This window comes from Aetokthonos hydrillicola CCALA 1050, from assembly GCF_017591665.1.
Lineage (GTDB): Bacteria > Cyanobacteriota > Cyanobacteriia > Cyanobacteriales > Nostocaceae > Aetokthonos > Aetokthonos hydrillicola.
In genome coordinates this window covers 79,033-100,394 of the sequence record NZ_JAAKGC010000021.1, presented here as the reverse complement: position 1 = coordinate 100,394, position 21,362 = coordinate 79,033, and the positions used below count along the sequence as shown (strand labels likewise).

General features: G+C 41.3%; 12 protein-coding genes. 5 read left to right on the top strand and 7 right to left on the bottom strand.

Annotation, left to right across the window (positions count from 1 at the left end; all coding sequences use genetic code 11):
• Positions 1-23: 23 nt before the first annotated feature.
• Positions 24-2,789, bottom strand: coding sequence for an AAA-like domain-containing protein (locus tag G4P69_RS13330; protein WP_208341897.1), 2,766 nt, complete (start codon positions 2,787-2,789; stop codon positions 24-26).
• A gap of 40 nt (positions 2,790-2,829) precedes the next feature.
• Positions 2,830-4,419, bottom strand: coding sequence for an AAA-like domain-containing protein (locus G4P69_RS13325; RefSeq protein WP_208341898.1), 1,590 nt, complete (start codon positions 4,417-4,419; stop codon positions 2,830-2,832).
• 302 nt (positions 4,420-4,721) lie between these two features.
• Between G4P69_RS13325 and G4P69_RS13320 the strand changes: the two genes are divergently transcribed.
• Entirely contained in the window at positions 4,722-5,441 is a 720-nt protein-coding gene (locus G4P69_RS13320) for a 16S rRNA (uracil(1498)-N(3))-methyltransferase (RefSeq protein ID WP_208341899.1), read from the top strand.
• A gap of 17 nt (positions 5,442-5,458) precedes the next feature.
• Here G4P69_RS13320 and G4P69_RS13315 read toward each other — a convergent pair whose 3' ends face one another.
• From G4P69_RS13315 to rimO, 4 genes are all read right to left on the bottom strand, one after another.
• Positions 5,459-5,929 (bottom strand): nucleotidyl transferase AbiEii/AbiGii toxin family protein, encoded by a 471-nt coding sequence (locus tag G4P69_RS13315; protein ID WP_243902404.1) that lies wholly within the window; start codon positions 5,927-5,929, stop codon positions 5,459-5,461.
• A 403-nt stretch (positions 5,930-6,332) separates the two neighbouring features.
• On the bottom strand, positions 6,333-8,609 hold the full coding sequence (locus tag G4P69_RS13310; RefSeq protein ID WP_208341900.1) for an FUSC family protein: 2,277 nt from the start codon (positions 8,607-8,609) through the stop codon (positions 6,333-6,335).
• Between the two features lie 120 nt (positions 8,610-8,729).
• Entirely contained in the window at positions 8,730-10,277 is a 1,548-nt protein-coding gene (locus tag G4P69_RS13305; protein WP_208341901.1) for a DEAD/DEAH box helicase, read from the bottom strand.
• A gap of 125 nt (positions 10,278-10,402) precedes the next feature.
• Positions 10,403-11,722 (bottom strand): 30S ribosomal protein S12 methylthiotransferase RimO, encoded by a 1,320-nt coding sequence (gene rimO / locus G4P69_RS13300; RefSeq protein WP_208341904.1) that lies wholly within the window; start codon positions 11,720-11,722, stop codon positions 10,403-10,405.
• 1,207 nt (positions 11,723-12,929) lie between these two features.
• Between rimO and btpA the strand changes: the two genes are divergently transcribed.
• The 3 genes from btpA to G4P69_RS13285 all read left to right on the top strand — a co-directional run bounded on the left by btpA (position 12,930) and on the right by G4P69_RS13285 (position 17,077).
• Complete coding sequence (gene btpA / locus G4P69_RS13295; protein WP_208341913.1) at positions 12,930-13,778, top strand: photosystem I biogenesis protein BtpA; 849 nt, start codon at positions 12,930-12,932, stop codon at positions 13,776-13,778.
• Positions 13,779-13,863: 85 nt separating this feature from the next.
• Complete coding sequence (locus tag G4P69_RS13290) at positions 13,864-14,823, top strand: vitamin K epoxide reductase family protein (RefSeq protein WP_208341906.1); 960 nt, start codon at positions 13,864-13,866, stop codon at positions 14,821-14,823.
• 46 nt (positions 14,824-14,869) lie between these two features.
• Positions 14,870-17,077, top strand: coding sequence for a CHASE2 domain-containing protein (locus tag G4P69_RS13285; protein WP_208341908.1), 2,208 nt, complete (start codon positions 14,870-14,872; stop codon positions 17,075-17,077).
• Between the two features lie 168 nt (positions 17,078-17,245).
• Here the strand turns inward: G4P69_RS13285 and G4P69_RS13280 are convergent, their stop codons facing one another.
• Positions 17,246-19,516: an IMS domain-containing protein gene (locus G4P69_RS13280; RefSeq protein WP_208341910.1), complete on the bottom strand. Its 2,271-nt coding sequence runs from the start codon at positions 19,514-19,516 to the stop codon at positions 17,246-17,248.
• A 525-nt stretch (positions 19,517-20,041) separates the two neighbouring features.
• On the opposite strand from G4P69_RS13280, the gene G4P69_RS13275 reads away from it, so the two are divergent.
• A complete protein-coding gene (locus G4P69_RS13275; RefSeq protein ID WP_208350152.1) occupies positions 20,042-21,076 on the top strand; it encodes an RRXRR domain-containing protein in 1,035 nt (344 codons plus the stop codon).
• Positions 21,077-21,362: the final 286 nt, after the last annotated feature.

The following is a 21,362-nucleotide window of genomic DNA, read 5'->3' as shown; positions in this document are numbered from 1 at the left end:
TGGAAACACCGAATTTGGTCTCATTACCTTGGTGAGAATTCATTTTCTGGTACTTTTTCAAAGTGAAGTCCGTTCCCTTGAGAACTGTTACAGCGATCGCTACCTTTGTCATTGTTTTGAACCACTTTAACCAAAACTGATTCTGCTTCTTTACGTTCACCATTTTGGAATTCGAGTCCAGTTCCTGAAGTTTCGTCAGGTGAAAGCTTAATAGACTTAAGGTTTTCAAGTACACTTTGTCGAGAAGGATTTTTAGACTGTGAGATAGCTTTAATAAAAGCTTGAGTAGCATCATAACTAGCAGCAGTTCGCCAGTTAACTTTCGCCTTCCACCTATCACAAGCTCGCTCTGCAAAATTATTTGAGTTTGGTTCTTCGACAAAACTAGGAACTGCTACAACTAAGCCTTGTATACTCTCTTTCCCGTCTATTAAAGTATCCGCAGCATACAGAGTATCTCCCCCCAGCAACCTTAGCTTTTTGGACAACTTTAACTTTGCTTGAATTTTTTGTTGTTCACTAGCAATGTTTATTACAGTAGGAATGAGTCCTGACCTTGGGAAAAAGACAGCTGCATCGGCTTCATCTTTTATAATGCTGCGTGACACTTCACCAGATACATCTAGATTCGGATCTGCTAAATCTTTAGTCCGTACAATTTTTCTACCACGCCCTGTAAAAGATGTTGCAAATGCTGTTTTTATACTGCCGCTATAAAGATCATCTACTTGAGCATAAATAACGACTTTCTTGATACCTTGACTGATAGCGTATTCAGCTAACTTCTTCCCATTTATTTCATCTGAAGGAACTGTTCTAAAAAAAACTTTAAATTTTTTCTGACTTAATTCAGTGCTAGTGCTAGAAGGCGATATTATTGCCAAACTTGCATCTTGATATTCAGGAAGTGCAGCCTTAGTAGTTGTACTACTAGTGTGCCCAATTGCTCCTAAAACATTTTGGTCTTTATATAATTCCTTCACAACTCTCTGGGCTTGGTTTGGGTCATTACTATCATCGGCAATTACAATATTAAGCAATGGATTAGTTAATTTATTTCTTTTATTACTTAATTCAACTTTACTATTAAATTCAGTTTGTGCTTGTGCAACTCCTCTCAATATCTCTTTAGACATTTCTTTCAATGCGTTTATAGGTAGAACAACAGCTAAAGTTAGATATTTTCTCTTTTCATGCGCTAGGGCATTATTGTAAAAAATCTCTGCTTCTGGATCATTTGTTCTATTGTTTTTAGCCAGTTCAAATTTTTCACGTGCTTCTGAATAATTACCTTCATGGAAATATTTAATCCCCTGTTGTTGGTAGTAGTTCGCATTGCCTATAAAGAAAGTATGCTCTCCTTGACTAAAGAGTTGTGGCTCTAAGACGTAAGGAACAAACCATGACTTGATTTTGTTTGCTAGGTTCAATCCTGTTACCACAAGTCCAATTGCTAGGATTCCAGCTAGTCCCTTGAACATTTTCCGGGAACGTTTAATAGATTGTATTTCTAATTCTTGGCTAGCATTGAGAAATTTATAATCATCAATTGTCGAAGTGTGACTACTACTCCATTCCATTCCTATTCTTAATTGTTCACCCTTTAAGAGGAAAGATTCATTTTTACATCCAGAAGCGAGCCATTTTAATAATTCTTCTTCATAAGGTCGCTGATATGATAAGATTTCATTGACCCATTTTTCATCAAAAATATTTTGATAAATGCGATTATATACTCTTAATTTTCGAGAATCTTCTACTACCAGTCCTGATAACATTAATTCACTTTGCTCCAAACTATTATCCACTGCGACTTCTTTATTTTGACAAATTTTTAAATACAGTTTTAATAGTTTAATTGTAGGTTCTTGGCTGTTGAGAATACGTTCACGAATTGTTCTCAAATGCTGTGGGTTATCCTGATTTTCCCAATTCCTAATCACACATAAATTGACTAATTTGTCAACAAAATCATGTATTTCTTTTTTTTCACTAGGAATCGTATCTTGACTATCCACAATTAGCTTACATATTTTTTGAGTGAGAAAAGGTTGACCATTAGTCCAAAATAATACCTCTTGAAGAATATTTTCAGCAAGTTGAAAATCACTGAGCTTACCTCTTAAACCTTCAGCAAGAGGTTGAACCTCTTTTAATGAAAAACCACTCAATTGGATTGCTTCCCCAATATTAAAAGGTGTTGTCTGAGTATCTTGAATTAATTGGGACGGTGTAGCTACTCCTAGTAATGCAAAGGTAATTCTTTTATATGTCGGGTCATTAGCACGCTCATTATAGCAGAAACGGATAAAAGCAAAAAAATCATCTGCTTTAAAAGCTAGACTGAGAACTTTATCTATTTCGTCAACAAAAATAACAATATTATTGTTGATTTTTTCTATTAAGAACTCTTTAATAAAAGTATTTAATCGCTTTATAGGAGCTAGTAAATATGTGTTTTGTAACCAAGTAGATAATTCATCTCTATCTAGATCAAACCTATCTGCAAGAATATCGATAAAAGTATTATACCAAGTATCTTGATTAACTCCTTGAACTCCAATTTCTTCTAAGCTGACTACAGCACAGATAATGCCTTCATTTTCTAACTTTTTTCTGACTCTTACCTGTAAGCTAGATTTACCCATTTGCCGCGAGTTGAATACATAACAAAACTTGCCAGCTTTCAGTTCTTCATAAAGATTATTATCAGCCTGTCGCTCTATGTAACTAGGAGCATCAGGTTCTAAAGTTCCGCCAACTTGATAGAATCTTTTTCTAGTGTTCATTGTTCTTTGGCTCCATTGACAACTTGTTATGATCCAACAGTCAAGACTGAAGAAAATCGCCGAAATATTGACGATATAATTGGCAGCGTGGTTCAGCTAAATTTCCTTGGAATTTTATGATTCCTAAACGTTGCAAAAGCCGGGCAATATTTGGATTTACATTAACCGGTTCGTTTGAATTAATTACCCTAATAAAGGCTATTTTCAATTCATAATTCTGACTCAGTGTATTTAAAAGTTCACGTAGATGGTTAGAAAATGGTCCTTCTAAGGTAGGTGCAACTTCCAACAATGTCTCAAGAGTTATTTGATAAAGTGCAATGTGATTGCAAGCCAATACCAATAGAAAGGGATGACCTCCAATCATATCCATTAGCTGCTCAATCTCATGTGTTGTTAAATTTCTTCCACGGCGCTGAACCAGAACTTGTACTTGCTCTAAAGTGAATTCTGGCAAATCAACCACTAATGGCAAATTACCAAGAGGTGAAGTATTGATATCTAGCGAGGCATAATATTCAGTGGAGTGGGCAATTATCAAACGGAGTTTTCTCCAAATCTTACTACTTGAATCGCCTTGCTTCGCCTTTTCGTTCCAACCTCTTAGCATACTACAAAAGTCTGAGCCAAGTTCACGCTGTTCAAAAACTAGATCAACATTATTGAGCGCTAGTACCAAAGGACGAGCAGTGCTTGCTAACAAATATTTTTCAAAGTACCTCGTGCTTTTGGAAATGGCAGTTGAACTTTTATTGTGAATCGAACTTCGTTCATTATCCCAATACTCATTTAACTTATTGGGTAGATTTAAGTTATCACCAACAGCAATACAGAATGACTTTAAGAATCTCTCCAGATCGCTAGTAACTGTTTGATTAACTAACCCGTCAAAGCTTAAAGTCACTGTTTGATAGTTATGTCCGATCGCATAAGTGACAATTCTGTTCATTAGCGATGTTTTTCCCATCTTGTCAGGCGCTTTGATCCTGATTAAAGAACCAGGCTGCATCACCTCTTCGTAACACTGCTGTTCGATCCCAGCGCGCTCTATATAAACACTAGGAGGGTTTTGGTCTTCTTTTCTTAGGATCACTGGAGTTGTTAATTGTGCAATACCTTGCAGTTGAATTTGCACACAGCCAGCCTCAAAAGCATACTCAATTGAGCGATTTGCCCCTATTCCTGTGTAAAAACCAATAGCAAAGGCGATCGCTTCTTGATCAGTGATCGCTTGTCTCATGCCAATAACAAAAGGGATATGTTGGACAATAGCCTGTGCTTGAATTTCTGAACAACAGAAATTGAGAACTACACACTCTACCTGATCAGCTACTAATTTAAACAATGCAGCTAAAGCTTCAGAATCTACAGGCAAAGTTTCACCCGATTCATCTTCAAGGCAAAGCTTCCCAGTAGTCGTACCATGCCCGCAAAAATGAACAATATGAGGGTCAAAACTCACTATTGCTTGGATGAGATCTCCCGGACGTGTAGACAGTGCGGGTTTTAGCTCAAAATTTTCCTGGTATCTGGATTGTTGCAATTTTTGTTCGATGTCTCGGAACTCCCGTTGTAAACGCAGCCTAGCGGTATCGGTAGGATCAGCGCTTAGAAACAGAATTTTTATCATCTAGCCTGCTCCATCAGCTAAATTATTTACAGCCAGAAGTATTGTTACGCTGTTAATAATATAATTACTGCTATTTGCTCGACTTTATACGATCTACATTCCACACCCTGTAGCATCGAACCGTAAAATCACTGTTAATAAGCAGGTTTTTCAGTTTAAAATAAAACTTTAAATTTAAAACTAATACGAATTATTAAGGTGAATAAGTATTTGAAATGACGTTATGAACTGTTAAAAACGCGGTATCAATACGCAATTAACAGCTTCTAAGATTAAATTTTTTTAAGTAGGCGTAAAATTTCATGGCTCAATTGCAAAGAATAGCGATCGCACCCTCCCAGTTCCAAAAGGAGCAAATTATCCTCACACAAGAGCAACAACATTATCTGGTGCGTGTGTTGCGGTTGCGCAACGGCGATCGCTTTATTGCAATGGATGGTTTAGGTAAATGGTGGATAGCGCAGTTACAAGGAACTCAAGCACAGGTTTTAGAACCTCTAGAGGTAAAAACTGAGTTACCTGTATCAATTAACTTGATAGTAGCCCTACCAAAAGGGAATGCGTTTGATGAAGTGGTGAGGTGTTGTACAGAGTTGGGAGTAGGAGTTATTGCTCCGGTTATAAGCGATCGCACTTTGCTCAACCCTAGTCCTCAAAAACTGGAACGCTGGAGACGGATTGCGCAAGAAGCTGCAGAGCAATCAGAGCGGTTATTTGTTCCAACAATATTAGAACCAGTTGGTTTTTCGTCATCATTAGTGGATTTTCAAAGATCAACAAACCAGCAATATATTTGTGAAGCGAGAGGAAACTACCCTCATTTGCGGGATTGCTTGCGCGATAAAGGAGAAATGACGATTACAATTGCTATTGGGCCAGAGGGAGGATGGACACAAGAAGAAGTAGAGTGTGCGATCGCTGCTAATTTCCAACCTGTTAGCCTTGGGCGTCGTATTCTCCGAACAGTTACCGCCCCCATTGTGGCTTTATCTATTGTGGCAGCTGAATTAGAATCAAAATAACTCACCCCACTTCCTTGTTATAGATTTTCCGTAAATGTTCTAGCTGTTTTTTCTAAGCACAAATCTTCTGCCATTAAATCAATACCGTCAATAATTTTATTTGGTTCGACAATTTCCAAAGCCATAAAACATTTGTCTCGATAATCTGGATTATTTTGGAAAAAAGATATAGCCTTTTTTAAAGGTTCAATCACAGGATAGGCTTTTTCTGCTTTTTCAATAGCCTCTTTAGGAATTGGAGACTTGAGTCTTTGAACAGCTAAATCGATTAAATCTCTCGACTTTACCGAAGAATCATTCCATCTATCGGAATTTGCTAAAAGTTTTTCAGCAAAACTATCAACTTGATTTAAGCATGGTACTGGCGACAAACTGGGATAATCTGGTTCTCCCAAATCGATACGTCCTTCCATGATAATTTCAAATTTAATTAGAGTTTCATCAACTATAATTGCAAATCTTACTCCATATTTTCTATTTACCAACATAATTTTTCTAAAAACGGTAATTTTTTCGGTATTGGAATTTGATGTTTAATTAACATAAAGAATACATAATTCGACACAAATAATACAAATTACGTAATTTTTTACAAAGCAACTAGAAAGGTTGGTCGTTGTACTTGAGAGCGCTAAAGCAAGCCAGGAAAATCGTAGGTTGGGTAGATCGCATAAGCGTTACCCAACAAATGCCCATAAATGTTGGGTTTCGTCCCTCAACCCAACCTACCTTAAACTTGAGTTTTTAGCAAAACCCGTGCAGTATTGGGTCGTTATGCTTCAGTGCGCTAAAGCGAGCCAGTGCGATGGACGGGTTTCCCGGCATAAAGCAACTGGCGTGCAACTACGAACTAAGATTTATTGTAGTGGGCAAAGTCGTTAACCTATTACTTCACCTACTAGAATTCTGGGCATTGAAGTGTAATTCTGTATTCAACCTTTCTAAAGCGGAATGCATGGCATTAACCCGGCGGACAATTTGGTCAATCTCCATATCTATTATGGTGTAGTCTCTTACTCCTTGATTCTCAACTTCTGGTAAGCGATCGCTACGAAGTGTTTGTAGACAAGGGTGAATTTTTTCCAAAGTTTCGTCAAGATTGGGCAAAGGTGGTGGAGAAATTCCCTGCTGTGCTGAATCAGCTAACTGATCGAGTATCACCGAAATCTGTTGGGTAAAAGTTTCTAATTCTGGTAGTGGTTCAGTTCTTTTAAAATAATCGAGGTGTACTGCTAGGACTGTTACTGCATTAGTAAAACGTCCCATATACACAAACATTGCCATAAAAGGTTCTACAACTCCTAATGGCGTTTTGGGTTCACCGAGTAATCCTTGGTATGAGGCTTGTGCATTAGTAATTGCCAGTCCGGTTAGTCTTCGTTGGTTGATAATTGTCGCTTGGTTTTCTGTTTGTCCTTGGTAAACAGCCATGACTTTTTGAAAGTAGTTGCTGCACTGTCGAATGGCTGCGGCGAGTTGGTTAGGTAAGCGTTGGCGTTCCCAACTAGGCCACATTAAATAGTGTCCTGCAAAAGCTAGTCCTGCACCAATTAATGTGTTTACGACTCGGATACTAGCAAACTGCCACGTAATTGGTTGCGCAAGATCAATAATCAGTAAGACAAAGATCGAGAAGAAAAAAACCGCGTACCCGTAGTTATAGCGCAGGAGGGAAACTCCAAAAAACGCTGCTAGTAAAGTGAAGACATCTAGTACAGCTTTGTTTGCAATCACTGCTACTAAAATAGCCGCCACTATTGCTCCTAAGATAGTTCCAACAATCCGTTGAAAAAACCGTTGGAAAGTTCCACCAAAGTCAGGTTTTAGAACGATGATGATTGTCAGCGTCACCCAATAGCCCATTTCTAGCCCGGCAAACTTGGCTACTGCAACTCCCATAGTAAGAGTCACACCAAGACGTAAAGCGTGACGAAAAATAGCTGAGTTTAAGGTGAGGTTATCCCGTAGTTTTCTTAAAGGTGATTGCTGTTTTTCTTCAACTGCAAAGACTGTAGAACTATCTCGCTTTCTGGTTTTAATATTAGCTCTGAGATATTGCGCTGTAAGACCCGTGTAGTATAATTGCTTAATTAATTTTTCTATCAATAAGACGAGGTTACTGACAGCAACTAAACCTGGGTGGTTTGTCTGGTGATTTTCAATTGCTATATTTTCTTGTTCTCGTAGTGCTTCGTAGATACGGTTAAGATTTCCCAAAGAAATCACAGTAGGCTTACCGGTAATAACTTGAGCTATTACTTTAGTGATGACTGCTAACTCTTGGAGTACGTCGTCAACTAATAGCTGCACTTGTTGAAACTGCTGATACTGGGAGTTAATAGAAATTAACTCATTCAAAGCGATCACTGAGCCAAATAGACGTTCTGCGTCCTGAATCAATACCAACAACTGCTCATCGATCCAGCTTCGGGATGGCTTTGTAAGGCGTTCTTGTCCTAAAGCTGCTCGAGCATTTTCCAGCGCTTTTCTAATTTTTAGAAGATATTCAGGCTGACTGGCGTCACTTCCAGTCTGAATTGTGTTATGTAAAACTGTTTGAATATAATCACAGAGCGAGCTATAGCATTCTGCTACTGAAGCTTGTAGCGGTTTATAAGGTGTAGCAGCCCACGTTACCAACGAGAGGAACATCGCCCATACGCCTGCAAGCAAGCAGAGAGAAAATCTCGACACAGCTGTAAACAGGTCTCCTGACTCTGCGATCGCGGAAACAAACGATATTCCAATGACTAGACCTACAGTCGTACCAGCGGTACCATACAGTGAAGCAAAACCGGAACCAAGCCCCCAGATAAATGTCAACACCACCGCAAGCCAATGAATACCAGCGGCTAAGGTTCCGACAAACACAGAAACTGCTATTCCTAAAGTAGCAGTAGTCATTGTTGTCGCTTTTATTCGGTACGGTCCACCGACATTTGCCTGATTTACGAAGTACGCTATCAAAGCGACAAATAATCCGGTTTTTCTGTAGTCAGTGACTTGACTAAACAGCATAGGAACACCTAGTGCTAAGGCTCCTCGCAAGCCGTTAGCAAGAGCTAAGTTTCCTGGCTCTGACTGGAGAAGAACCTTGAGGAAATTGGTTCGATTTAACTGCATGTTTTTGATGAGACCAACTAAAGCAATGCTAAGTTCGTCCCACAATTTACCCTATTCCTGAAAATTCTTCTTCTATTAATTGGATGGTGTTGTCTGAATGAGAGAGTTAGGAGTTATGCTTTTTAAGCTAAAAATTTTCTCAAACTCCTAACTCGTGCTAACTGATTAGGAAGCTGATTCCCTTGCAGTGGTAGAACCTAGTTTTTTGGGAGTCATAGAAGCTTCGCGACGAGATCCACCTCCACTCCGGAGTTTGGGTTTGGAAGAACCGCCTCTTTCTCCTTCGTTTGTGTTATTCCAGCCAGAGCGATTTCGTTCGCCAGAAAACTCACCGCGACGACCACCACCATTGCGTAGCTTTGGCTTGGGAGTAGCAGCAGAGAGCATTTCTTCTTCCAGACTGATATCTGATTGTAGCCAAGCTGGACGGGTTTGATCGTAAGCGATTTGTAATGCTGCAGCAGCGATCGCCTGAGCATCATATTTTTCTGTTAACTCGCTGACGATTGGCAAGAATGAAGCTAAACGCTCACCAGCCAACGCTTCCCGTACTTGGGTTTGCAGTTTTTCTAACTGTCTCGCCTCAATTTGTGCCCGTGTAGGAATTGACAGCACTTGCCAATTTTGGCGTACATGGCGTTCAAATTGCTGTTGTTTACGGCGTTCAAATGGTTGTACTAGAGAAATTGCAGTACCTTCTTTACCAGCACGACCAGTACGACCAATCCGGTGAACGTAGGTTTCAACACTATCAGGTAGATCAAAGTTAATAACGTGAGATAGCTCTTCAACGTCTAAACCTCTCGCTGCAATATCGGTAGCGACTACCCAACGTACTTGGCGATTACGGAACCTTGTCAATAACCGTTCTCTTGCTTGTTGAGAAAGATCTCCGTGATATTCGTCCACACTGTGACCAGCAGATTGTAGCTGGTTAGTGAGTTCTGCGGCTGTACGTCTAGTGCGCACAAAGATGAGAGCCGTTTCTGGATCTTCCATTTCCAGGATAGGCTGTAGAGCTTTGGCTTTTGTCCAATGACGTGGTACGACGTAAGCAACCTGATTGATTTTGTTAGGAGCAGCTTTTGGCTGTTCCACTGTGATTGTGACTGGAGAACGCAAGAATCTGTTTACCAACTGGCGAATTGATGGCGGCATTGTAGCCGAGAATAAAGCTGTATTGCGTTCTTCTGGTGCTTGGGAGAGGATTTTTTCTACATCATCAATAAAGCCCATGCTGAGCATTTCATCGGCTTCATCTAACACCAACCACTGCACCTTGTCCAGCTTCAGGCTGCCGCGATCCAGCAAATCGATCACTCGTCCTGGTGTACCTACAACGATGTGAACACCACGCTTAAGTTGTAAAATTTGCCGGTCAATTGATTGACCACCATAAATTGCTAATACCCGCAATCCTTGATTGCCAATAAATTCAAAGATAGCATCGTGGACTTGGATTGCTAGCTCACGAGTTGGTGTCAAGACCACAGCTTGTACAACCTTTTGGTTCAAGTCTAGCCGTTCTAGGATTGGTAGAGAAAATGCTGCTGTTTTACCTGTGCCAGTTTGTGATTGTCCCACCACATCACGACCAGCTAGCAGTTGTGGAATTGCTTGGGCTTGAATGTTGGTTGGTGCGGTGAAGCCCATTTTTTCTAATTGTTCAACTCGCTCTTGAGAAAGTCCTAATTCTTGGAATGAAAGATTCATTAAATCTCCTAAATTTTTTAGTTTCGTTAGTTGTTAGTTATTAATGGTTAGTAATTTTAACTACCAATTAACACTCTAGTACAGCAGGCACGGAAATAAAGTTGAATAAGTCGCGCCTAGCGGTGCTAGTTATTGAGGACTTGACCGTAAAGGTCATATACATCACTGTTTTGGATCACTACTGGCACGATAGTTCCTAGCTTGACTTGACCTTGAAGATACACCAGCCCGTCAACTTCTGGGGCAAATCTGCCAGACCGACCAATTAACTGATTTGTTTCAGGATTTTCCTGTTCAACTAGAACGTCAACGACTTTGCCGACTTCCTGTTGATTTTTCTTTAAAGAGATTGGCTGTTGGAGTTCCATTAATCTATCCCGCCGCTCATCCATCACTTCTTGTGGTAGTTGGTCTGGTAAGTTATAGGCGGGCGTTCCTTCCTCGGGGGAAAAGGTAAAAACACCAACATGGTCAAATTCATGGCGCTCGACAAATTTCAACAGATGGGCAAAATGCTCTTCTGTTTCGCCTGGGAAGCCGACAATAAAAGTTGTCCTGAGCACCGCTTCTGGTAGTGCGTCTTTAATGCGTTCAATAACAGCATCATTTACCTGTCCTTGCCAAGGACGGTTCATCGCACGAAGAATCTCTGGATGGGAATGTTGTAAGGGCAAATCCAGATAAGGTAAAACATTAGGCGTTTCTTTAATTGCTGCTATCACATCTGGGGTAAGACCTGTGGGATAAGCGTAATGCATCCGAATCCACGGTACATCTACCTCTCCCAAAGCGCGGAGTAATTCCGCTAACTTCGGCTTACCGTAAATATCTATACCGTAATTTGTCGTAATTTGGGAAATCAAAATGATTTCCTGTACTCCTTGACTTGCTAGCTGCTTTGCTTCGTTAACAATAGATTCTATAGTACGCGATCGCTGGTTTCCCCTTAAATAGGGAATTATACAAAATGCACAACGATAGTCACACCCTTCAGCAACCCTTAGGTAAGCAGTACCAAAGGCTGTTGTACGGTAGCGCGGTGTTGTTTCATCGGCAATGTAGGTCGGTTGTACACTGACTTCCTTTACACGCTCTCCTTGTTCTACGCGCTGAACGACATCTACGATTTTGTGATAATCACCTGTTCCCACTACTGCCACTGCTTCTGGTAACTCTTCCAATAACTGCTCTTGGAAGTGCTGTGCCATGCAGCCTGTAATCACGACTTTTTTATTAGCTTCTGCCAATTCTACTAGAGTTCTGACAGATTCTTCCCTTGCTGCTTCGATAAAACTACATGTATTGACTATAACATAATCTGCTAACTCTTCGTTAGAATCTACGCCGTAGCCTGCTTCTACTAGCAAACCCAGCATATGCTCTGTATCAATTCGATTTTTCTCGCAGCCTAGGTGAGAAATTGCAATTATTGGCTTATCACCCATATTATGAGAGATTTTGTTTTTCCTTGTAGTTTAAGATAGCGAACTGCTATCTATTTTTTGTAAAGAGCCGAAGATTCATACACCCCCTGTTGGAGTCATAAAACCTCACGATACTTTAGGCAAGAAACGCCCAAGACGCCACACCCGCAAGTAGGAACTTAAAAAGTTGCCCTTGCGGGTATTTCCTCCAAAAATGCTGCACAGTAAGCGCAGGACTTTAAAACAGTTCCTTAAAGTCTAAGAAACCTAGTCGAGGAATGCATCACCGATCATAGTACTCAAGGTACACACATCCGATGAGCTAGCTAAAGACGAGGTCCGTTTGCACTAATTCCAAACGGTAGTGACAGAGGAGCGTCACCATCTTCTCCTAGGAGAAGCCCCGTCTCTTTAGAACGAGGTGCTGACAATCACGCTATGATATCCTTATTAATCTCTTATTTAGAAGAAAAATAAGTATTTCTTCGGTAAAGTTGACATTTGTAATCTTTTTTTACAATTGCCTGTTGGTATTCTACATGACCGCAGCGTTCACTTGGTTAATTTCCTTTTGGAAAGCAGCTCGCACGGATAACACTGGAAAAGACGACTTAAATCATAACCAGGTTTCTACGGCGTATTCGAGAAGTTGCTACCAAGAAGGAAAATTCCCCATGACTACGCCCCAGAGCGCGGTGATGCCGACCTTTGGTTCAGGCAAAGCCTGTGACTATGGCAGGAGAGAAACCTTCCTCATGGAAAGCCGCCTCGCTTATGATTGAGTGGCGAACTCCTCTTGTAGCCTCGTTTTATCTTAACATATCTTATGGATAGTTTGACGCTAAATTCCATCTTAAGATGGAGGCGGTAAACCGTAACTTAACCGAAAACAAGTTTGACGATGGGCACGGGGCATAGGGCAATGGGCATGGGGTATGGATCATAGGAGCAGGGGAGCAGCCCCTGTGGGGAAGTCAAAAGTCACTCATGAGCCAGTGCGCTGGGTGGCAATGCCCTCCTTGTAGCACCTGTCATTCAAAAATAGGGGAACAGGGAGTACGTAGTAGTCTAACCCCCAATCCCTTATGCCCTATGACGCCAGATGCTTCAAGCCGGGGAACCCTTAAGGGCGCACTGGCTCCCCCATGCCCCATGCCCCATGCCCCATGCCCATTGCCCCATGCCCATTGCCCCATACCCATTGCCCATTGCCCAGAAGCTTAAAGACGTGGACTTATATCAGCTATTTAAAACCCGAACTCCTATTATTGGTGTAGTTCACCTCCTCCCGCTACCGACCTCACCTCGTTGGGGAGGTAGCCTCAAAGCAGTCATTGACCGTGCAGAACAAGAAGCAACAGCACTCTCTAGTGGAGGGGTTGATGGCATTATTGTGGAAAATTTTTTTGATGCGCCTTTTTGTAAAAGCCAGGTAGACCCTGCGGTTGTTAGTGCAATGACTGTAGTGGTACAAAGGATCCAAAATTTAGTGACAATACCGGTTGGTATAAATGTTTTGCGGAACGACGCAAAAAGCGCAATGGCGATCGCTACCTGTGTAAAAGCACAATTCATTCGCGTTAATGTCTTAACAGGTGTAATGGCAACCGACCAAGGATTAATTGAGGGAGACGCCCATCAATTACTACGCTATCGACGGGAACTAGGTAGTGATGTTAAAATCCTGGCCGATGTGTTAGTGAAGCACGCCCATCCCTTAAGTTCGGCGAATCTCACTGTCGCAGTGCAAGACACTATAGAACGCGGTTTAGCAGACGCGGTCATTTTGTCTGGTTGGGCTACTGGTAGTCCTCCTAACCTAGAAGATTTAGAACTTGCATCTTCCGCTGCTAAGGGTACACCAGTATTCATAGGTAGTGGAGCAACTTGGGAAAATATTACGACACTGATGCGGTCAGTAGATGGTGTGATTGTTTCTAGTTCTCTGAAACGCCACGGTCTCCGTGAGCAACCTATTGATCCAATACGGGTAAGTCAATTTGTTGAAATTGCACGCCAAAGTTTGAACTCTAGAGATGAAAACCCATCCATTTCTTCAATAAAGCTACATTCGTAATTGTATTGTTTAGTTGTTAATTTTTAACATTTGTTACCAATTAACAACTAACAATTCACAACTCACCATTCTAATAACGCACTTTATGACTCGTCGTCCTACTACCCCTTGGATTCATCGCTTTTCGCGCTATATAATTGCCGCGATCGCTGGATGTGGTGCTTTGACAACAGCTTATCTTACTGTAGTTAAGTTAACACAAAGTACTGCTGCCTGCCCTACGAAAAGCTGCGATTTTGTGCTTTCCAGTGACTATGCTACAGTTCTCGGATTACCTCTGGCGTTATTTGGGTTTTTAGCTTATACCAGTATGGGAATATTCGCCTTAGCGCCTTTGGCAGTTGATCCAGTGAAAAAGAAGGATACTCGTACAAAGCTGGAAAATATCACTTGGCTGCTGCTGTTGTGTGGGGCGATCGCTATGTCTGTTTTCAGCGGTTACTTAATGTACCTGCTGTTTTTTAAAATTAAAGCGGTCTGTATATACTGCATCGGTTCGGCTATATTCTCTCTAAGCCTTCTAACATTAACTCTAATCGGTCGTAATTGGGAGGATATCGGACAAGTTTTCTTTACAGCGATTATTGTTGGCATGGTGACTCTGATTGGAACTTTAGGTGTCTATGCTAACGTCAACAACCCAACGGCTAACTTGCCTGCTAGCCCAAAACCAATAGGAGAACCAACCCTTGGAACTGGTTGGCCTATCAGATCTACATCTGGTGAAGCAGAGATTGAATTAGCACGTCATCTTACCAAAATTGGTGCTAAAGAATATATTGCTTGGTGGTGTCCTCATTGCCACGAACAAAAAGAACTTTTTGGCAAAGAGGCATATTCAGAAATTAAACACATTGAGTGCGATCCACAGGGTAAAGACGACCCCCGTCCCGATTTATGCCAAGCCGCTGGGATTCAAGGGTTTCCTACCTGGCAAATTAACGGAAAACTTTATCCTAACGTACAACCGCTAGAAAAACTGGCTCAAATTTCCGGCTACAAAGGTCCACGTAACTTCAAGAATTTTCCTAACGATTTCAAGTAACTTAAGGAGTGCATATACCAATAATTCGGCCAGCCATGTAACGGGAATGAGTATGCAGATAGGCAAGCGTTTTTGGAATTTACTGTTTGCCCTGAAACAACCATTTGGTAACAAAGATAGAGAATTGCTCACCTCTGTTTTTGTTACTATCTCCATCCTACTGTTACGCTCTATCGGATTATTACAATCCTTAGAATGGGTAGCCTTGGATCAGTTTTTTCAGTTGCGTCCATATGAAAGACCAGAAGACCGTATCACGATTGTAACAATTGATGAGCCTTCTATACGCCAAGTTGGTTCTTGGCCAATTCCAGATGATGTGATTGCTGAGTTGTTGCAAAAATTAAAAGTCCAACAACCTCGGGCTATTGGTTTAGATATCTATCGAACTTTCCCAGTGGGATCAGGTTATCAAAATTTGGTTGATGCATATAAATCTATTCCCAATTTAGTTGGCATTGAACTTCTGTCCAATAACAAAAGTGTTAGGATTTCACCACCACCAGAGTTGAGTCAGCATGATCAAGTTGGCTTTAACAATGTGCTGCTTGATGGCGATGGCAAAATCCGTCGCAGCTTATTGTATTGGTATATCGATAATCAATCGCACAAAAGTTTTGCTCTGAAACTAGCTTTACAGTACTTAAACTATGAAGGTATTACTCCTCAACAAGCAAAAGACAACTCCGAGCATTTGCAATTGGGTAAGGCTGAGTTTCACCGTTTTCAGTCTAGTGATGGACCCTATACAAGGATCGATAACAGAGGATATCAAATTTTATCCAACTTTCCAAAAGTGGGCTGTAAAAAACCATCTTTGGATCATTGTGGCTTTCTTAAGGTATCTATGAGGGAAGTGCTAGCTGATCAGGTGTCGGAAAGCAGCATTAAGGATCGGATTGTCTTAATTGGTTCCACTGCGCCCAGTCTTCAAGATTTCGTCTTAATTCCATACTCCAGTCGTCTGGTTGGTACAGTAAAGCCTATAGCTGGAGTTGAACTACAAGCTTATTTTATCAGTGAAATCCTTAGCGCCGCCCTGCAAGGAAGACCACTCCTGAAGGTTTGGTTTAACCCCATAGAAGAATTGTTGTGGATTTTCGTTTGGGCTTATCTGGGTGCTAGTCATGGGTGGCGAATACATCGTTTAGCCCTGAGACTTGCGACTATTATGCTTTCATTGTTTTTGTTGATTGGTAGCGCCTACCTTGCTTTCTTGTTTGGTTGGTGGATACCAATTATCCCTGTATTACTAACCTACACTGGTTCAGTTATTGTAATTAGCTTTCAAGTTGCACATAAGCAGGATGAGTTGAAACGTTCCAAAGAGTTTTTGAATCAAGTCATTAATACGATTCCTGATCCAATTTTCGTGAAAAATCAAAAACATCAATGGATTGTTTTGAATGAAGCTTATTGTCGCTTAATTGGTTATGCTAAAAGCGTTTTGATAGAAAAGTCTGACTATGACTTTTTTCCTAAACATGAGGCTGATGTTTTTCACCAGCAAGAGGAGTTAGTTTTCCAGAGTCAAGAATCTCAGGAACATGAAGAAGAATTTACTGACGCCACAGGAAAAACTTATTTAATTGCTACGAAGCGATCGCTTCACAAAGATCCTTCAGGCAATTTCTTTCTCGTTGGGATTATCCGAGATATCACTCAACAAAAAAAGATCGAGGAAAATCTCAAACGTTCTGCTGCTGAGTTATTCCGCTCTAACAATGAATTAAAGTTAAAAGAAGACTATTTAAGGTATATTGCTTATCATGACGCACTCACCGGTCTACCTAATCGAAAATTTTTTTTAGAGCAGTTTCATGATTCGCTACAGTGGGCGCAAACCAATAATTTATTACTAGGATTATTATTTATTGACTTAGATGGCTTTAAGCAAGTTAATGATACTCTAGGACACGAAATAGGCGATCGCTTATTGATTGTCATTGCCCAACGTCTTAACAACTCTTTACGAGGTAGTGATACTGTTTCCCGTCTGGGTGGCGATGAATTTACCGTGATATTGCGAGCTATTCCCACCATACAAGCCGCTGTTAAAGTCGCCAAAAAAAGTTTAGCAACCATTAATGAACCAATCATCTTGGAAGGACATGTGATTCAAGTATCTGCTAGTATTGGCATCAGTGTCTACCCACTTAACAGCCAAGAGAGTGAAACCCTAATTAAACAAGCAGATACTGCTATGTACCGTGCCAAACGTGGTGGTAAAAACCGCTACGAAATTGCTGATTGAAGATGGGGCATTGGGCATGGGGCATTGAGCAAAAGAGTAAAAAATCCCTAAGTAGTACTGACCCCTTTCAGATAACGATTAACCTATATATAGCAATCCTAAATCATTTGTGAAAAAATCTATTATTTATTAATTAGCCGATGCCCCATGCCCCATGCCCCATGCGCATTACTTAGGAACAGAGAGTGTCAAAACAGACATATTCTTGATGCGCCATGCGTCTTGCACGCGAACCAAATCATACTTAACTCGTAGTTGTTCTTTTTCAGATTTTTTCATCTGACCGTTCTCATAATAGTCTGTCATCTCAGTTACAGAAGCTTCGACAGTAGCATGATTGTTATCAGCTTGACCAGGCTCTAAGGATTCGACTTTTACGGTGTGTTGGTATTTTCGATAGCGGTTATCTGTTTTTAATTGCTGAGTAATTAAGCGCCATTGAGACAAAGCTGGACTAACTAAAATTTGAGCTAAACGATCAATTTCATGATTTGGTCCCAAAGCAGCGGCTTTTGTAGACAGCCAAGTCTGAACGACTTCCTTTGCAGTGTCTTGAGTTATGGGAGAGCCTGTTGGTGATTCTTGTTTACTGTTAGGGGCAGGAATGGGTACCACTGGTTGATTTAGCTCAATCGATAACTGTTGTTCCATTGATGGAGCGGAGAAAAACAGATCTTTCAACCATCCAACAATTGTCAAGAAAATCACTAACCCCGCTAAAGAAGCAAGTACTAACAACAACAAACGGAGTTGTTGTGTTCTGCGAACAATAGGTCGCTGTCGATGAGCAAAATGATGACGATTATCTATACTATGCCCAGGGGTATGAGTTTGAGAGCGTTGTCTACGCCTTCTTGGTGTTGGGGGGGGTTGAGGAGATGGAGCGTTGCTATGAGAGTTGTAGTTCGTTCTTCTCCTTGTCCTTTCCGGAGTTGGGGCTCCAGTCATAGGAGCTTGTGTTTGTGGGTTCCCAGCATATGAAGAAGTTGGTGATTTAGGAAAACTGGGTGGTGAAATGTTTGGGTATTCTGGTTTTCTCTCTGTTGTTCTGTTCTCGTAAGGTTGTTGGGGAACCCCCGTCGTATTGATAGGACTATCAGGATAGGTCGACTGCCCATAGGGAAAGGATTGGCTACTAGGTTCATTAGTTGTTTGAACCTCTATAGGCAAAGCTTCTAAATAAGCTTGTACCTGTTGGTTTGCAAAATACTCTTTTAGTGAAGCTTGTCGACCAGCCAAATCTCGAAAGTGGGGGAAAACTTCATTTTGTAACCACCGTTCCCCGTATAAACACAAGCCTGGTAAAAGATCTGGAGAGCCTTGAGAATTCTCTCGAATAAAAGCCAGGGCTTCATATTCCTGACTCAGTTCTAAAGTACGAGTTGCAACTTCTGTTTGCCCTAGTAGTAGCGCACATAGTGACTGTTCTAAATGGACATCTTGACGCTTACTTAGACGACTCAGCAATTGCTTTGCTTGACGAATCAATGCTGGTTGATGCTGGGCAAATCCGCGTGCTATCAAAGTATAAACTGCTAAGTATATGCTGACGGCAGAGGGACGCTTGCTTTGCTCCTCAAATAACTCGTGCTGTTCTGCTACTGTTAAATAATTACGCAACTGCTGAATAAATCTCAGAAAGTCATCCATGCTGAGACCGGATTGGTCATTTCCGCTACCATCAATACCCCCTCGCTGGTCTAAGACTTCCCGTAATAGTCTCAATCCTTGCTCTCGCTCAGCAGTTTTTTCTTCTGGCAGTTCCAGTAGTTCCAGTATTCTATATGGCCGTAACCTATAAAGATCCGCTATTATTTCATCCCTAACTCTAGGAAATAGTCCTTCGCGTGATAACAGTTCTTCACCTGTTTCTAGAGAAATGGCCGCATTTTCGTAGTGACCTTGTTGCCATTGCTCACGACCTAGTTCCAGACATGCTAAGGCAACAGTGAGAACAACGTCTGGACGTTCAACAGCTTCTTCGCTTAGTGATCCATAGTTCGAGTTGGCACCCGTTCCACCATTTTTACTAACAATGTAGGGGCGACCAAGTTTCAACACAAGTTCATACTCCCCTAGCTCTTGCAGGATCAGTAAAGCACCAACTAATTCATTTTGGGAAATTTCGATGGTCAGGTTATGCCCATCAATATTATCGTTATTCCTTTGGAAACGGTCTTCAACCGCTACTGCAGCATCAACACCATCAGAGCCATAGGCATGAGCAAGATAAACCTGATCGTAGGCTTTGCGTTCTTTTGGATCTGATAAAACCACGTAAGCTTCTTCTATAAGTTGTTTGCGAGATGTAATTGCTGCTTGGGAATACTCACGCCTTGGTAGTTGGACAATGCGATCATTGTATGCCTGGCGCAATTGTTCATAACTTGCCGCCAACGGTAGTCCTAAAATTCGGTAGTAATCTAGCGGAATTCGCACAGTCTACTTCCCCTGCAGCATGAGCAACATAATTTTCCAAGAGCATTCCAGGTCTGCAAAACAGTGCCATAACAATAACCTATTGACTTCACACTATAGCTGTGTGTTGATACCCTGGTTAAACACCAACGGTTGTCAAAAATATTTTTATGAGCTAAGAGATATTTCTGTAGGCGGCCCCAATGCTATCATGATTGTGATCTGATTTCAATAATTTTTACATAAAAATACAAGTGTTTTCTCCCTCTTTTTAAAATTGTTCGTGAATATGCAGAAAGCAAGCTATTGTAATGGGTAATCTGTCACTAACCCCCGGCTATAAGCCAGGGGCTTGAAAGAGAAAGAATAACCACCTTTTGAATTCGAGTTAAACCAGTGTCTAGACGCTAGCCGCAAGGTTAGGACAAACAACTGAACCGATTGTGCGTGGTAGCTACAGGACGAAAGAATGCCTCCCTAGTTCTTCTCCTCTCCATCGGTCAGTGTCGAAGGGATGTATACACCTAGCGATAGGATTTATCGTCAATGTTTGTACCAGTTGTAGATCAGAGTAATCGACCACTGATGCCAACAACTTCAGCCAGGGCAAGACGTTGGATCAAGTCAAAGAAAGCAACGCCATTTTTTAAAAAAGGAGTGTTTTGTGTTCGACTGAATGTAGAACCATCTAGCAGAAATTATCAGCCAGTAGCGGTAGGTGTTGACCCTGGCTCAAAGCGTGAAGGATTCACTGTTAAATCAAAAGCCCATACTTATTTAAATGTGCAAATACACGCCGTCGATTGGGTAAAAGATCACGTTAAAACACGTCGGAACATGCGACGTACTAGAAGAAGTCGTAAAACGCCTTGCCGCCAAAATCGTAGTAATAGGTTAGCCAACAAGCAACGGCTAGCACCGTCGACACTAGCTAGATGGCAATGGAAGCGAAGAATATGTAAATGGCTGTCCGTTATGTTCCCGGTTACTGTTTTTGTTGTAGAAGACATCAAAGCAAGGACTTGGAAAAACGGCAAGAAGTGGAACCGCATGTTTTCGCCTCTAGAGGTTGGCAAGCAATGGTTTTACAACCAATTACAGCAGATAGCACCACTACAAACAAAGTCGGGCAATGACACCTACGAATTGCGACTGGTCTTAGGGCTGAAAAAGTCCAAGAACAAGCTATCTAACAAGTTCGATGCTCACTGTGTTGACTCGTGGGTATTGGCTAATTGGTACACACAGGGTCATTCTAGCCCGGACAATACCAAGTTGATTGAAATTATTCCTTTAAGGTTTCACCGTCGTCAACTTCACCGACTAGAACACGCACCAGGACACATCCGCTCTCGTTACGGCGGAACGATTAGCGTAGGCTTTAAGCGCGGCTCTATCGTTAAGCACCCCAAGTATGGATTTACTTACGTTAGTGGCTGGCACTCTTCGCCCACTAAGAAAGATCCAAGCAGAAAAACAATTAGTTTGTACAGCTTAAAAACTGGCAAGCGACTAACTCAAAATGCAATATCTACAGATTGTAAGTTTTTATCTTACAACTCTTGGCGTGTTGCTAATTAACTGTAAAGCCGTCCGTCATGACGGGGTTTCTACCTAAATAAACTGATGAGGGACAATGGGTGAGTGTTAGTTGTTGGTGTACCCCATTCGTTGGACAAGATAACTAACGTTGGGAACATCCGGAAAAAACGTACAAGAGGGTTAGCTCACTTGTTGGGCGAAAGTTGAGTTAGAACATAACATGGCTTTAGCCTTGTCAAACTGCCAAATTTGGGATAAGGGTGCCAAAGGTAGGGCGAGGAAAGTACCATAAAAGGAGTCAGAATTCAGAATCCAGTAGACAGAA

Bases quoted from the DNA above. Each gene is read 5' to 3' on its own strand.
- G4P69_RS13330 (WP_208341897.1), bottom strand. From the start codon at position 2,789: ATGAACACTAGAAAAAGATTCTATCAAGTTGGCGGAACTTTAGAACCT.
- G4P69_RS13325 (WP_208341898.1), bottom strand. From the start codon at position 4,419: ATGATAAAAATTCTGTTTCTAAGCGCTGATCCTACCGATACCGCTAGG.
- G4P69_RS13320 (WP_208341899.1), top strand. From the start codon at position 4,722: ATGGCTCAATTGCAAAGAATAGCGATCGCACCCTCCCAGTTCCAAAAG.
- G4P69_RS13315 (WP_243902404.1), bottom strand. From the start codon at position 5,929: ATGTTGGTAAATAGAAAATATGGAGTAAGATTTGCAATTATAGTTGAT.
- G4P69_RS13305 (WP_208341901.1), bottom strand. From the start codon at position 10,277: ATGAATCTTTCATTCCAAGAATTAGGACTTTCTCAAGAGCGAGTTGAA.
- rimO (WP_208341904.1), bottom strand. From the start codon at position 11,722: ATGGGTGATAAGCCAATAATTGCAATTTCTCACCTAGGCTGCGAGAAA.
- G4P69_RS13290 (WP_208341906.1), top strand. From the start codon at position 13,864: ATGACTCGTCGTCCTACTACCCCTTGGATTCATCGCTTTTCGCGCTAT.
- G4P69_RS13285 (WP_208341908.1), top strand. From the start codon at position 14,870: ATGAGTATGCAGATAGGCAAGCGTTTTTGGAATTTACTGTTTGCCCTG.
- G4P69_RS13275 (WP_208350152.1), top strand. From the start codon at position 20,042: ATGTTTGTACCAGTTGTAGATCAGAGTAATCGACCACTGATGCCAACA.